At 63.5% G+C, this 14,279-nt stretch carries 15 protein-coding genes; 2 read left to right on the top strand and 13 right to left on the bottom strand.

The annotated features are described in order from the left end of the window. Nucleotides 1-93 precede the first annotated feature (93 nt). From FFI89_RS16795 to yajC, 5 genes are read right to left on the bottom strand one after another with little or no spacing between them, the layout of a single operon-like run. Entirely contained in the window at nucleotides 94-954 is an 861-nt protein-coding gene (locus tag FFI89_RS16795; protein ID WP_138838391.1) for a phytoene/squalene synthase family protein, read from the bottom strand. After that, nucleotides 951-1,334: an Mth938-like domain-containing protein gene (locus tag FFI89_RS16790; RefSeq protein ID WP_138838389.1), complete on the bottom strand. Its 384-nt coding sequence runs from the start codon at nucleotides 1,332-1,334 to the stop codon at nucleotides 951-953. Before FFI89_RS16790 ends, FFI89_RS16795 begins: the two co-directional genes overlap by 4 nt. 2 nt (nucleotides 1,335-1,336) lie before the next feature. Then, complete coding sequence (secF, locus tag FFI89_RS16785) at nucleotides 1,337-2,338, bottom strand: protein translocase subunit SecF (protein WP_138838386.1); 1,002 nt, start codon at nucleotides 2,336-2,338, stop codon at nucleotides 1,337-1,339. An 11-nt stretch (nucleotides 2,339-2,349) separates the two neighbouring features. Further along, a complete protein-coding gene (secD, locus tag FFI89_RS16780; protein ID WP_138838384.1) occupies nucleotides 2,350-3,948 on the bottom strand; it encodes a protein translocase subunit SecD in 1,599 nt (532 codons plus the stop codon). 54 nt (nucleotides 3,949-4,002) lie between these two features. Next, entirely contained in the window at nucleotides 4,003-4,368 is a 366-nt protein-coding gene (gene yajC / locus FFI89_RS16775; RefSeq protein ID WP_074830187.1) for a preprotein translocase subunit YajC, read from the bottom strand. A 194-nt stretch (nucleotides 4,369-4,562) separates the two neighbouring features. Here yajC and FFI89_RS16770 point away from each other — a divergent pair, with 194 nt between their 5' ends. Next, nucleotides 4,563-5,534: an ATP-binding protein gene (locus tag FFI89_RS16770; RefSeq protein ID WP_138838382.1), complete on the top strand. Its 972-nt coding sequence runs from the start codon at nucleotides 4,563-4,565 to the stop codon at nucleotides 5,532-5,534. Between the two features lie 188 nt (nucleotides 5,535-5,722). On the opposite strand, the gene FFI89_RS16765 is transcribed toward FFI89_RS16770, so the two are convergent. Both FFI89_RS16765 and FFI89_RS16760 read right to left on the bottom strand, forming a co-directional pair. Next, nucleotides 5,723-7,096, bottom strand: coding sequence for a peptidoglycan DD-metalloendopeptidase family protein (locus FFI89_RS16765; protein ID WP_138838380.1), 1,374 nt, complete (start codon nucleotides 7,094-7,096; stop codon nucleotides 5,723-5,725). 120 nt (nucleotides 7,097-7,216) lie between these two features. Beyond that, nucleotides 7,217-7,834, bottom strand: a complete 618-nt coding sequence (locus FFI89_RS16760) for a protein-L-isoaspartate(D-aspartate) O-methyltransferase (protein ID WP_138839335.1) — start codon at nucleotides 7,832-7,834, stop codon at nucleotides 7,217-7,219. Between the two features lie 273 nt (nucleotides 7,835-8,107). Here FFI89_RS16760 and FFI89_RS16755 point away from each other — a divergent pair, with 273 nt between their 5' ends. Next, entirely contained in the window at nucleotides 8,108-8,485 is a 378-nt protein-coding gene (locus FFI89_RS16755) for a response regulator (protein ID WP_138838378.1), read from the top strand. 100 nt (nucleotides 8,486-8,585) lie between these two features. Here FFI89_RS16755 and FFI89_RS16750 read toward each other — a convergent pair whose 3' ends face one another. The 6 genes from FFI89_RS16750 to tatB form a co-directional block, all read right to left on the bottom strand. Next, nucleotides 8,586-9,572 (bottom strand): integrase core domain-containing protein, encoded by a 987-nt coding sequence (locus FFI89_RS16750; protein ID WP_138838376.1) that lies wholly within the window; start codon nucleotides 9,570-9,572, stop codon nucleotides 8,586-8,588. Nucleotides 9,573-9,666: 94 nt separating this feature from the next. Further along, nucleotides 9,667-10,434 carry a 5'/3'-nucleotidase SurE gene (gene surE, locus FFI89_RS16745; protein WP_138838375.1) on the bottom strand — a complete coding sequence of 256 codons (768 nt, stop codon included), beginning with the start codon at nucleotides 10,432-10,434 and terminating at the stop codon, nucleotides 9,667-9,669. A 95-nt stretch (nucleotides 10,435-10,529) separates the two neighbouring features. Beyond that, nucleotides 10,530-11,435: a hypothetical protein gene (locus FFI89_RS34715; RefSeq protein WP_210249128.1), complete on the bottom strand. Its 906-nt coding sequence runs from the start codon at nucleotides 11,433-11,435 to the stop codon at nucleotides 10,530-10,532. A gap of 12 nt (nucleotides 11,436-11,447) precedes the next feature. Further along, nucleotides 11,448-12,779, bottom strand: coding sequence for a serine--tRNA ligase (serS, locus tag FFI89_RS16735; protein ID WP_138838372.1), 1,332 nt, complete (start codon nucleotides 12,777-12,779; stop codon nucleotides 11,448-11,450). A 167-nt stretch (nucleotides 12,780-12,946) separates the two neighbouring features. Beyond that, nucleotides 12,947-13,768, bottom strand: a complete 822-nt coding sequence (gene tatC, locus FFI89_RS16730) for a twin-arginine translocase subunit TatC (protein WP_138838370.1) — start codon at nucleotides 13,766-13,768, stop codon at nucleotides 12,947-12,949. After that, a complete protein-coding gene (gene tatB, locus FFI89_RS16725) occupies nucleotides 13,765-14,277 on the bottom strand; it encodes a Sec-independent protein translocase protein TatB (protein ID WP_138838368.1) in 513 nt (170 codons plus the stop codon). The genes tatC and tatB overlap by 4 nt, the downstream gene beginning before the upstream one ends. Nucleotides 14,278-14,279: the final 2 nt, after the last annotated feature.

Genomic DNA, 14,279 nt, shown 5'->3' with positions numbered 1-14,279 from the left:
CGTCACCCGCGAAAGCGGGTGATTCAATCGGACGGCGCGGCGTACTGGATACCCCGCATTCGCGGGGTATGACGACCGCCTGAGCGGCGCAGCCTACGAAAACTCCTTCGACCGCGACGCCCGCCATAGTGTCCACAGCGTCCGCAACCGTGAGGTCGGATGCGGTACGAAGGGATCGACGTCGGCGCGCGACATCCGCTTCAGATCGCGGCGGACCAGCGCCAGCGGCAGGAATACCGGTCTCGCCTCCGGCGGTACGCCGGCCAGCAGCTCAAAGGCCGTCGCTAGATGCGCGCGCGCCTCACCGCTCAACTGATCGATCGCCGCACGCGCCTTCAGCGTCTGCTTGCCGGCATAGATTTCCTCCATGCCGCTGCCATGACTTTCCAGCAACTGCACCGGCACGAAGAGCTGCCGCCGCGCCGCATCGAGCGGCAACGCTGCGATCACCTGCGCAATGCCTTGCGCGAGACCCGCATGGCGCGCCAGATGATCGATCTGCTCCGACGGCCGCGCCACGATCCGCGCGCCCAGCGAAAACAGCGCCGACGAGGTATCGGTGACATAGCCTTCCAGCGCGGCCATCGACGGCATCGGGTCGTTGTAGAGATCGAACTGATGCTCCTCGATCAGGCGCAATAGCGGCTCGACCGGCAGACGAAAATCCCGGATCGCAAGCAGCAGTTCTGCGGCCACCGGATTGCCCTCACTGCCGCCGTGGCCCGATCCGGCCAACGTGTCGGTCCACCATTGCATCCGTATCTCGCCCGGCAGCGGCTGGCTGACCTGCTCGCGCACCCGCGAAATCTCGGCATTGAAGGCGTAGACGGCCAGCAGCGCACGACGCGGGATCGCCGGCATGAACAGCGTCGCGGCGTAGCGGGCAAAATCGTGACTGCGCACCAGATCGGCGCAGAAGCCGGCGGCGTCGATGGGAGCTTGCGTGGCGTTCATGGCACCGCGATCAGCGCCGCCGCGACGCGCCGGCGCTCGCCCAGCATGATGTTATAGGTGCGGATTGCCGGACCGGTCTGCATCGTATCCATGACCACCCGGACCGCACGCAGTGCCTCGCGCAGGCCGCGTGGCGGCAGCCAGACCTCGGTGCCGGTGCCCACGATCAGCGTGTCGATGGCGTTGGCGGCCTTGAACACGCGCTCCAGCGTGTATTGGTCGATCTCGGCAGGCTGCGTCACCGGCCATGCCCAGATCCCGTCCGGAAGGCACAACAGCGAGCCACGATGCGACATGGTGTCGAAGGCGAAGCCGCCCTTGCCGTAGGCCTCGATCGGCGCCGGCCTCGGAAGGTGCGGAACGTCCGAGGGGTTGGCCATGGCTATTTCTTTGCGGGAACGTCCGGCCCGTCGCGGTGGGTGCCGACACCGAGATAGATCAGGATCGGCGCGGCGATGAAGATCGAGGTGTAGGTGCCGACCAGCACCACGCCGAACATCATGACCGCGGTAAAGCTGTGGATGGCGTGGCCGCCGAACAGCAGCAGCGCCAGCAGCGCCAGCGTCACCGTGACGTGGGTGATGATCGAGCGCGACAGTGTCGAGTTGATGGATTCGTTGAGCAGTTGCGGCATCGGCATTTTCTTGTAGCGCCGCAGCATTTCCCGGATCCGGTCATAGATCACGACCGTGTCGTTCAGGGAGTAGCCGAGAATCGTCAACAGCGCCGCGATACTGGTGAGGTCGAAATCGACCTGCGAGATCGACATGAAGCCGATGGTCAGCACGATGTCGTGGACGTTGGCGATCATTGCGCCGAGCGCGAACTGCCATTCGAACCGGAACCAGAGATAGATCAGGATCGCGAAGATCGCGAGCATCAGGCCGAGCATGCCGTAGGCCAGCAGTTCGCCCGAAACGCGCGGCCCCACCACTTCGATGCGGCGATAGTCGACGGCATCGCCGAGCGCGCCGCGAACTTTCTGCACCGCCGCCTGCTGCGCGGCATCGCCGCCGGGCTGTTCGGCGACGCGGATCAGGACGTCGGCCGGACCGCCGAACTGCTGCAACTGGACGTCGCCGAGCCCGAGATTTCCCAACGTCGCGCGCATGGTGGCGATATCGGCCGCGCCCGACTTGGACTGGACCTCCATGAGCGTACCGCCCTTGAAGTCGATGCCGAAATTCAGCCCGTGGGTGAAAAACAGCGTGATCGCGACGATCGACAGCAGCGCCGAGATCGGAAAGCTGATGCGGCGAAAGCGCGTAAAATCGAAATGGGTGTCGTCGGGGACGATCCGCAGCGACGGCAACAGGCCGAGCGCGCTGACCACGGTCAGCACGACAATCAAAACGCCCAGCGCGATGAGAACGAAGTGAGTCACAGGCTGGATCCTTAGATCGGCACGGTTTGCGGCCGCTTCCACCGCACCCACCCCGCCACGATCAGGCGGGTCAGCGTGAAGGCGGTGAACACCGTGGTGATGATGCCGATGCCGAGCGTCACGGCAAAACCGCGCACCGGCCCAGTACCGATATAGAACAGCACGGCGGCGGCGATGAAAGTCGTGATGTTGGAATCGAGAATGGTCGAGAGCGCACGCTTGAAGCCGGCGTCGATCGCCGAAATCGCGGTGCGGCCACCGCGCAATTCCTCGCGGATACGCTCATAGATCAGGACGTTGGAGTCGACCGCGATACCGACGGTGAGGACGATGCCGGCGATACCGGGCAGCGTCAGCGTGGCGTTGAGCAGCGACAGCACGCCGAAGATCATCGCAACGTTGATGGCAACCGCGATGTTGGCGAACACGCCGAACAGCCGGTAGGTCACCAGCATGAACACGATGACCATGATCGAGCCGACGTAGGCCGCGAGTTCGCCCTTTTCGATCGAGTCCTGGCCGAGGCCGGGACCGACGGTGCGCTCCTCGATGATGGTCAGCGGCGCCGGCAGCGCGCCGGCGCGCAGCAGGATCGACAGATCGTTGGCGGCCTGCACGGTAAAGCTGCCGGAAATCTGGCCCGAGCCGCCGGTGATGGGCTCGCGGATCACGGGCGCCGAAATCACCTCGTTGTCGAGCACGATGGCGAAGGGCTGGCCGACATTTTCCGACGTCGCCTGCGCGAATTTGCGCGAGCCTGAGGTGTTGAAGCGGAAGCTGACGATCGGCTCGCCCGAGCGCTGGTCGAAGCCCGGCTGGGCGTCGGTCAGGTCGCCGCCGGAAACCAGCACCTGCTTCTTGATGACATAGGGCACCTTCGGCGCGGTCGAACTCATCAGGACTTCGGAGTCCGGCGGCACCCTGCCCTGTTGGGCCTGATCCGCCGGAACGGTGAGGTCGACCATGCGGAAGTCGAGCTTCGCGGTCTTGCCGAGCAATTCCTTCAGCCGGGTCGGATCCTGCAGACCCGGCACCTGCACCAGGATGCGGTCGACGCCCTGGCGCTGGATCAGGGGCTCGACAGTGCCGAGTTCGTTGACGCGGCGCTCGACGATCTGGATCGACTGTTCGACCGACTGACGGATGCGTTCGGTGATCGCGGCCTGCGGTACGGTGAGCCGGATCAGCCCGCCGCCGGCATCGGAGACTTCGAGGCTGCGCTGGCCACTGGAGCCAAGCAGGCCGCCGAGCGGCTGCGACAGCTCGCGCAATTTGGTCAGCGCGGTCGCAAGATCAGTGTCCTTGACCCGGACTTCGACCGAGTCGGCTTTGGCGGCCAAACCGGTATAGCCGATCTTGGCGTCGCGCAGCGTGCGGCGGACGTCGTCGCGAACCTGGTCGAGCTTGTCCTTCTTGACCGAGTTGGAGTCGACTTCGAGCAGGATGTGCGAGCCGCCCTGCAGATCGAGGCCGAGCACGAGATGGCGCTGCGCCCAGACCGGCCAGGTCTTGACCTGCGATTCCGGGAAGAAGTTCGGCACGGCGCACAGGCAGACCACAAGCGCGGTCAGAATGATCGCCAGCGCCTTCCACCGCGTGAAATACAACATCGAGTTGACCCGTCAGATCCAGGAAAATACGCCGCGAGAGCAGCGCGAAAAACTTTAGCTCGCGGACGTCTCGTCCTTGGCAGCTTCCGTCTTTTCCTTGGCCGGTTCGCCCTTGGCACGGACGCCCGAAATCATCTGCCGCATCTGCCGCACCCGGACGCCGTCCGAAATCTCGAACTCGATCTGGTCGTCGTCCACCACCTTGGTCACCTTGCCGACCAGGCCGCCGGAGGTGACGACGGTGTCGCCGCGGCGGATGTTCTTCACCAGTTCGGCATGGTCCTTCACCTTCTTCTGCTGCGGCCGCAGAATCAGGAAGTACATGATCACGAAGATCAGCGCGAACGGCAGCAGTGACATCAACATGCTGTTGGCATCGCCACCGGCTGCAGCCTGGGCGTACGCAGGGGTAATCAGCATTCGAACAATCCTCGTAAGTCGGGAAAGAACCGGTCCTGCCTGGGTATCAAGGCCTGGGCAACGCACCGGTCCGGGTAAATTCGCGCGGACTATAGCGGCGGCGGGCCTAATTGCAACGCTGCCAGGCCCCTCATTTAGGCCGCTTGCGGGACCTTCCAAGGCCCGTTATGGCTGCGCGGTCAGGAACCCCAAGAATGTCAAAAAGAGCCAAGAAAACAACGCCCCGCGCCGCCTCCAAGGCGGCCTCTCGGGCACCAGCAAAAACCGCGACAAAACGTCCGGCAAAGCCCTCGAACGACGCCAGTGCCGAGCGGATTGCCATGGCGCTGGAAGCTATCGCAGGCCACCTATCCGCGGCTTCGCCCGCGGCCGGGACCGCTGAGTCGTTCGGCGCAACCGACGCCTTTGTCTGGCACCCGGATGGACGGCTGGCGCCGGTCCCGCGCGTCAGCCGCGTCGACCTCGGCCTGCTCAAGGGGATCGACCGGATGCGCGACATCCTGATCGAGAACACCGAGCGGTTCGCCGACGGCCTGCCCGCCAACAACGCGCTGCTCTGGGGCGCGCGCGGCATGGGCAAATCGTCGCTGGTGAAGGCAACCCATGCCAATATCAATATCGACCGCAAGCCGGCCGACCGGCTCAAGCTGATCGAGATTCACCGCGAGGACATCGAGAGCCTGCCCGGCCTGATGGACCGCCTGCGCAACTCCTCGTTCCGTTTCATCGTGTTCTGCGACGACCTCTCCTTCGACGGCAACGACGCCTCCTACAAGTCGCTGAAGGCGGTGCTGGAAGGCGGCATCGAGGGCCGTCCCGACAATGTCATCCTCTACGCCACCTCGAACCGCCGCCACCTTTTGGCGCGCGACATGATCGAGAACGAGCGCTCGACCGCGATCAATCCGGGCGAAGCGGTCGAGGAAAAAGTGTCGCTGTCGGACCGCTTTGGTCTGTGGCTCGGCTTTCACCGCTGCAGCCAGGACGAATATCTCGCGATGGTGCGCGGCTATTGCAGCCATTTCGGCATCAAGATCGCCGACCACGAGCTGGAGCGCGAGGCGCTGGAGTGGTCGACCACGCGCGGTTCGCGTTCGGGCCGGGTCGCGTGGCAGTTCACGCAGGAACTGGCGGGCCGGCTCGGTGTAAGGCTGACGGGGAAGTAGAAGAATTTAGCTGGCTCGCTGCACGCCAAGCGCTCCACTCGTCATCCCCCGCGAAGGCGGGGGAACCAGTACGCCGCAGCTTCACAGCCCTATCGCAACTGCTCTGGAATACTGGGTCGCCCGGTCAAGCCGGGCGATGACAGTTGTAGGTGTGGCTGCGTTGGTTCGCTGCTCGACGCAGCGATCCCTTACGCGCCGTTCAGGAATTGAAGCGGGTCAACCGGTGAAGATCCCTTGCGGATCTCGAAGTGGAGTTGCGGCGACCCCACCTCACCCGATTGACCCGACTTGGCAATGATCTGACCGCGCTTGATCGTGTCCCCGCGCTTCACCATCAGTTCACTCGCATGGGCATATGCGGTGACGTAACCGTTGGAGTGCCGAACCAGAACCAGATTGCCGTAACCCTTCAGTTCGTTGCCGGAATAGGCAACGACACCGTCTTCGGCCGCCTTCACTGGCGTGCCTTCCGGCACCGCCAGATTGATACCGTCATTGGACTTGCCGTTGGTCTTGGCGCCGTAACTCGTGATCACCTTGCCGCGCACCGGCCAGCGGAAGGTCGGCAACGCACCGGTGGCTTCGCTCGGCTTGACCGCGGCCGGCGCATCAGCAACCGGCTTTTCTTCCACGACGTTCGTGGTCGCCTGCGCCAGACGCGCGCTTTGCGGCGGCACGGCGGCTGCAACCATCTTGGTGGCGGGAGCGGCAACGGCAGCGACCGGCTGAACCGGCGCAGCAGCAACCGGCTGCATCACCGGCGCGACAGCCGCGGATTTTGCGCCGGGCACAGTGAGTTTCATGCCGAGGCTGAGCTTGGCCGACGTGTCGAGATTATTGGCCCTGGCCAGCTCCGCCACCGGGACATGGTTACGGCGCGCGATGCTCATCAGGGTATCGCCGCGATTGACGACGTGAACGCCCGACGCTGCGGCGACGGGCTTGCTCATCGGCGGCGCGACGGCCGGCACAGGCGCGGCAACGGCCGCGGTCTGGCGCGGAATGATGAGTTGCTGGCCGGGCGAGAGCGCGCGCGGCCCCTTGTATCCATTGGCCTGCAGGATCGCCGCGGTCGAGACATTGTAGCGCTTCGACAAGAGGTCGAGCGTATCGCTGGTGCCGACGATGATCGTAGTCCCGCCGGCCGCCGGCGGATGCGCCGCCGCGACCGAGCGCGGCGCAACCGTGCCGGTGGTCTCGAGCTGCGGATGGGCGGGCGGCGGCGCGTAGGACGACAGTCCGCGCCCGCCACCGGACACGCCGCTGGATGCGACCGGATAGGAGTGAGGCGCAGCGACCGCGGGCGGCAGCGCTTGCTGCTGATACTGCGTCTGCGAATTCTGCGCCTGCGGCCTTGCATATTGCGGCAGTTCGCGGCGCTCGACGGCGGGCGTCGGCACCGAACCGGTGGCCTGAGGCTCCGACGCAAAGGGATTGGAATAATTCTGGGAAAGTCGCGTCGACATATCGGCGCTGCAGCCGGCAAACCCGACTGACATCAGCGCCAGCACCGCAAATTGCGGAGCGCTACGCGAGCGAAGTAACTCGGCGAGACGGGACATGGTTACTCACTGGTACGCAACAAAATACTGTTTTGAGTAAACACCTCCCGAGTAAACAAGCGCTTAACTGTCAAACGAGGCTTCGAATAAGGTATTGGCGGGAACCGCCAATCCCGGGTTCTACAGCTCGCGCGCGATTCCCGGCAGCGCCGGCACGAAGCGCACATCGACCAATTCCCTGCTGTCGAAACCGCTGTCGGTCCTGGTGACGCGGACCAGCGTCTGGGTCCCGTGATGCGGCCCGACCGGCGCGATCAGGATGCCACCGGGCTCCAGCCGCTGCAGCAGGCTGTCCGGAATTTTCTCCATCGCCGCCGTCACGATGATGCGGTCGAAGTCGCCGGCCCCTGGCGGAATATCGAAACCGTCGCCGAACATCACTTCGATGTTGTGATAGCCGAGCTTCTCCAGCCGGGCGCGCGCGCTGTCGGCCAGTGTCCGGTAGCGCTCGATGGTAAAGACGTGCCCGCAGAGCCGCGACAGCACGGCGGCCTGGTAACCGGAGCCGGTGCCGATCTCGAGCACCTTGTGATGCTTCCGGAGCTGCAACTGCTCGGTCATGTAGGCGACCACAAAGGGCTGGCTGATGGTCTGCCCGCAAGCGATGCCGAGGGCGCTGTCGCGATAGGCGTAGCCTCGGTCGGCGACCGCGACGAACACCTCGCGCGGCACCTCCTCCATGGTCCGCAGGACGGCCTGATCGCTGATCCCCCGCCGCCGCAGGGTGAGCTGGAACATCATCTTTTCGGGCGGTTCTTGGGACATGACATCTCTTGGGCGGGCCTGGCCGCCAATCCTGAGCTTCGGGCCGACCGGGATGCAATAGCGGCGGCGCCATTAAGGAACAATTTCCTGAAGAATCCGGTTCCATGACCTGGAACCGTTAATCCCACCACGGCGTTACCGCTCCGGAAAATCATTAGCCAACAATCGTGTTGTCGATGCAGGCCGGCGTTGCGCCGGGGGGTGTTTTTTGCGAACCTTGGCGCTCGGAAGGGCAAGGATTCCATCATGATGGCGACACGGCCGGCGGGCTGTTCTGTTTTCCTCGTCGAGGACGAGGTCATGATCCGGATGATGGTGGCCGACATGCTCGAAGAGCTCGGCTACAGCGTTGCGGCTGAAGCCGGCGAAATCAGCGAGGCGCTGAGGCTCACGCAATCGACCGAATTCGACCTCGCCATTCTCGACGTCAACGTCAACGGCAAGGTGATCACGCCGGTGGCCGAACTGATCAAGATGAAAGGCCGCCCGTTCATCTTCGCGACCGGTTACGGCTCCTCGGGCCTGCCTCCGGAATATCGCGATCGTCCCGCGTTGCAGAAGCCGTTCCAACTGGAAACGCTGGCCCAAATGATCGACAGCACGCTGAAGAGCGCGGCGGTTTAGGGGCCTTCTTTGTCATTGCGAGCGGAGCGAAGCAATCCACAGCCACGGAGCAAGTCTGGATTGCTTCGTCGCTTATGCTCCTCGCAATTGTGCGAGTTCACTAATTCGCTGATTGAGTGGCTTGAGTTTTGGTCGAAGCGAAGTCTTTCGGGGTCTGTCCGCCAAGGGCCTGATGAGGTCTGTGGTTGTTGTAGTAGATCAGATACTCGAAGAGCTCGTTGGCGAAGTGATCTAGGTTGTCGAAGGTCGCGCCGTCGATGACGTCGTCGTCGATGGTGCGCCAGAAGCGTTCGACCTTGCCGTTGGTCTGCGGCCGGTAGGGTCTTGTGTAACGGTGCTTGATGCCGAGTTCGAGCAGCATGGCCTCGAAGGGGTGCTCTTCAGGGTGATTGCGGGAGGCGAATTCGGAGCCGTTGTCGGACAGGATTTCAGCGAAGACCAGTCCGTAAGTGACGTTGAGCGTGTTGATCATCTTCAGCGTCCTGAACATGACCGGCAGCGCCTTCTTCGAGGTGATGACCTCGGCCCAGGCCAGCCGCGAGCAGCTATCGAGCAAGCTTACAATGTAGGCCGAGCTTGAGGGTGGCGCGAGGAACATGTCACGCGGTAGCTGATGCAGATCGACATGGCCCAATTCGCCGAGCTTGTCCTTGATAATGCGGCGCTTCTCCTCACGCATCGCCGGGGTGCGGCGGTTCAGCTGATAGCGTTTCAGGACCCGATAGATGGTCGATGGCGAAGGTAGCGTATCGCGCCGCTCGCGCAAGGCGGCATGGATCTCGTAACGGTTCATGCCACGGTGGCGGCAGGCGACGATCTCGGCCTCGATACCTTCCGGTTCGCGCCGCTCGCGCCACTTCGGCCCGCGGCGCTGCGGCAGTAGGTCAGCCTCCGCGCCGCTCCGTAGATATCGGTTGTAATATTTCCGGAAGGTCTGCGAGCACGTCCCGTGATGACGGTAAAAATCGCCGACCCGGCGAAATGTGCCCGATCGGCCAGCCTTCACCGCCTCATACTCCGGGATCAGAAACCGCCATTTCTGAAGGTAATTGCGCTCAATCGTCCGGTCATAGCTGTTGTCGCGCATCGAATCCTCCTCCTCTCAGGGGGTGATTCAATCAGCGAATTATTGAACATGCACAGCAATGACGAGCCTACTGCTGGGCGCGTAACGCTTCGCGTCACTTCAGCGTCGTCGTCAGCGCGTCCGAAAAAGCCTCGTCGGTGCGGTCGAGCCGCAGCGGCGTTACCGAGACATAGCGCGCGGCAAGCGCTGCGAGGTCGGTGCCTTCGGCCGGCGCTTCCATGGCCGCAGCGCGCTCGAAGCCGATCCAGAAATACGGATTGCCGCGGCCGTCGTGGCGCTTGTCGACTTTCAGGAAGCCGAGATTGCGCTTGCCCTGCCGCGTCACCCGGATGCCCTTGACCAGGTCGGGCGTGCAAGCCGGAAAATTGACATTGATCACGGTGTTCTTCGGCACACCGGCGTCGATCACCTTGCGCAAAATGTCCGGACCGAATTTCAGCGCGGTGTCCCACAGCGGCGCGTGCCGGGTCTCGATGGAAAATTCCTGGCTCAGCGCAAACGACGGAATTCCGAGGATGGTGCCTTCCAGCGCGCCGGCGATGGTGCCCGAATAGACCACGTCCTCGGCGACGTTGCGGCCCTTGTTGACGCCCGACAGCACGAGATCGGGTCCCTTGTCGCCGAGGATGTGGCGCGATCCCATGATCACGCAATCGGTCGGCGTGCCCCGCACCGCGAAGTGGCGTGGACCGACTTCGCGCAGGCGCAGCGGATCGTTCAGCGACAGCGAGTGCGAAACGCCGGATTGATCGAGCTCCGGCGCCACGATCCAGACGTCGTCGGACAGCGCACGCGCAATCTCCTCGACGACCTTCAGGCCGGGGGCATGGATGCCGTCGTCATTGGTACAGAGAATTCGCATCCGCCAAAGTGCCTTCTGGTTCGGGGTCGATTGGCTTTAGCGCCGGGCGTCGTCTTATCCGGCTATCGCCGCCGAGGCAAACCGGCCGGGCTTCCTCAAGTCTTCCGCCGCACCACCACGCGCCACGGACGAACGAATCTGGCGCGGCACTGATACCGCATCTGAAACAGCGACGGCGGCTGTAGCGGCTCGACGGAGGAAGCGTGCGTTGCGATTGCGGATGCCAGCGGCTCGGCCACCGCTCGCCCGGGTTCGACCGAACCCGGCTTGATGAGTGTCGGCACGACCGGCTTTGACGCCTCGCGTTCTATGGCAGGCGGGAGCGGTGCAACATGGACGGCCGGCGGAGGTGGCGCCGCTTGAGGCGGCGGCATTACAGCAGTCGGCGTTTCGACGGGACCGCGCCTTATGAGCGTCACCTTTACCGGCTCTGGAACTCCGAGCTTGAGGGGTCCTCGCTTCGGCTCCGCGGGCTTCACGACCGGTGAAAGCGACGCAGCCGGTTCGATCGCCGTCGGAGGCGCGGCTTGCCGGGGCGACGTTACTGCAGCAGGCGGCTCGAGAGGCGCACGCGTAGCGATCGCGGGTGTTTTCAACTCCTCCACCGTGCGCGGCTGTTCGACGGAAACGGGCTTTGGGAGGATCGGAGCTACCGGCTTCGGAATTTCGAGTTTCGGAGTTTCCGGCTTGCGCTCGATGGGCTTCACTGCCGGCTCAAGCGGCGTAACGGGTTGAATCGCCGCTACAGGCGCCGCCTGTCGAGGCGCTGGCTTCGCGCCGGGCGGTTGCGGGTGTCGCGCCCGCGCGATCGCGAGACCCTTGTCGAAATCAGCCGCATTCAGCCATTCCTTGGCGTGCATGCTTTCGATGAGACCGTCGTCCCATAATCTGGAAACCTCGATATCGAAGAAGCCCTGCAGCTTCTGGTCGATCAACTGCATCCCGTGGCCGGTGACTGCCCATTGCCTTCCAATCCAATGGATGTCGCGATGCAGGGGCATTTGTTACATTCGCTATTTGTCGCGCTCGATGATCTTGAGCCCGCCCATATAGGGCTGCAGCACGGCGGGCACCGCGATCGAGCCGTCTTCCTGCTGATAGGTTTCCATCACAGCGATCAAAGCGCGGCCGACCGCCGTGCCAGAGCCGTTCAGTGTATGGACGAAACGCGGCTTGCCGTCGGGACCGCGAGAGCGCGCATCCATGCGGCGCGCCTGGAAATCGCCGCACACCGAACAGCTCGAGATTTCGCGGTAGGCGCCGCCCTCACCTTGTCCTGGCATCCAGACCTCGATGTCGTAGGTCTTCTGCGCCGAGAAACCCATGTCGCCGGCGCACAGCGTCATCACCCGGTAATGCAGGTCGAGCCGTTTCAGCACCTCTTCGGCACAGGACAACATGCGCTCATGCTCGTCGAGGCTGGTTTCGGGCGTTGCGATCGAAACCAGCTCGACCTTGGTGAACTGATGCTGCCGGATCATGCCGCGGGTATCGCGCCCCGCAGCACCCGCCTCGGCGCGGAAGCACGGCGTCAGCGCGGTGAGGCGCATCGGCAGCTCTTTTTCGTCGATGATGGATTCGCGGACGAGATTTGTCAGCGACACTTCGGCCGTGGGGATCAGGCCAAGACGATCGGTCAGCAATCGACCATCGGGATCGGCGAGCAATTCGCCCTTGATGGCCCAGAACTGATCGTCCTCGAACTTCGGCAACTGCCCGGTGCCGAACATCACGTCGTTCCGCACCAACAGCGGCGGATTGATCTCGGAGTAGCCGTGCTCGTTGGTATGGAGATCAAGCATGAACTGGCCGATCGCGCGCTCCAGTCGCGCCAGGCCCTTCTTCAACACGACGAAGCGCGCGCCGCTCAGTTTGGCGGCGGCCTCGAAATCCATGTAGCCGAGCGCGCCGCCGAGATCGTCATGCGGCTTCGGCGTGAAAGCGTAGGTCCGGGCCTTGCCGTAGACATGGCGCTGCACGTTGCCATGCTCGTCGACCCCATCGGGCACCTCGTCGAGCGGCAGGTTGGGGATCGCGGACAATTCGCTCGCGAGATCTTCGTCGGCCGTCTTCGCCGTAAGCTCGAGCTCAGGCATGGTGGTCTTGAGCTCGGCGACTTCAGCCATCAACTTATTGGCGCGCGCGTCGTTCTTGGCTTTCTTGGCTTCGCCGATTTCCTTCGAAGCCGCATTGCGTCTTGCCTGTGCCTGCTCCGAGGCCAGGATCGCCGCACGGCGCCTTTCGTCGATCGCGAGCAGCGACGCCGACAACGGCGGCAGCCCGCGGCGCTTCAGTCCGGCGTCGAAGGCGGCGGGGTTGTCGCGGATCGATTTGATGTCGTGCATGGCCAATCCTGAGGCGAAATTTCGTCATGCCCGCGAAGGCGGGCATCCAGTAACCCGAATAAGCCGGTTTTGGAACACCGAACGTCGCACGGGCGCGGCTCGACCGCAGATATTCGGGGAGACCGTGGCGTACTGGATACCCGCCTTCGCGGGGTATGACGGCCAGTCTATTCCGCCGGATTGGCTTCCGGAGGCGGGCTTTCGGGCGGAGGTGTCGCGGCAGCCTGTGTGGCGGCGGCCTTCTTTTCGACCATGCGGACGGCGATGATCGAGCCTTCGTAAAGCAGCAGCAAAGGTAGCGCGAGCGAGGCTTGGCTCAGGACATCCGGCGGCGTCAGCACAGCGGCGATGATGAAGGCGACGACGATGAAATAGCGGCGCTTTTCCTTGAGCTGCTTCGAGGTGATGATCCCGATCCGGCCCAGCAGCGTCAGGATCACAGGCAACTGGAACGCGATGCCGAAGGCAAAGATCAGCGACATCGTCAGCGACAGGAATTCGCCGACCTTGGGCAATAGCTGAATTTGGGCGGTTTCCGCGCCGCCGGACTGCTGCATGCCGAGCGAGAACCGCACCAGCATCGGCAGCACGACGAAATAGACCAGCAGCGAGCCGAGCACGAAGAAGAACGGGGTTGCGATCAGGTACGGCAGGAACGCGCCGCGCTCATGCTTGTAGAGGCCGGGCGCCACGAACTTGTAGATCTGCGTCGCCACGATCGGGAACGAGATGAAGCCGGCGCCGAACAGCGCGAGCTTCAATTGCGTCAGGAAATATTCCAAGAGCGCGGTGTAGATGAATTTCGAATTCTCGGGTCCGGCGACCCAGACGAACGGCCAGACCAGCACGTTGTAGATCTGCTTGGCGAAGAAGAAGCAGAAGATGAAGGCAATGCCGAAACCGAGGAGCGCCTTGATCAGCCGCGAGCGCAGCTCGATCAGGTGATCCATCAGCGGCGCCTTGCTGGCCTCGATGTCTTCGGCGCTCATGACGCTTTGGCGTCCCGGGCGATGTCGGCTGCGATTTCCTGCGGCGCGGCCTGGACTTCACGGGTGATCGCGAGCGGCTCAGAGGCGTGCGTCTCGGCCTCGACGAAGGTTTCCGGGGTCGGCGCGGCCGGCGTGGTTGGCTCGACCGGTTCGCCGATCGCGGATGCAATCTGCGCATCTACCGGCTGAACCTCAAGTTTTTCTTTCGGCTTGTCGATATCGTCGATCTGCATGGCATCGCTGACGTCTTTTTGCAGCGAGGTCATGATGTTGCCGCTGGTGAAGCCGGTCGCGGCTTCCTTGACCTCGTCGAAGCTTTTCTTGAGGTCGGCCATTTCGGCCTCGCGCATCGCTTCGTTGAACTGGCCCTGGAATTCGGCCGCCATCTTGCGCGCCTTGCCCATCCATTGCCCGACCATGCGCAGCACACCCGGCAGCTCTTTCGGGCCGATGGCGATCAACGCGACGACCGCGATGACGACCAGTTCACTCCACCCGATATCGAACATGA

It is taken from the genome of Bradyrhizobium sp. KBS0727 (assembly GCF_005937885.2).
Classification (GTDB): domain Bacteria; phylum Pseudomonadota; class Alphaproteobacteria; order Rhizobiales; family Xanthobacteraceae; genus Bradyrhizobium.
The sequence above is the reverse complement of the archived record's forward strand: the minus strand, read 5'-3'. Positions and strand labels throughout refer to the sequence as shown.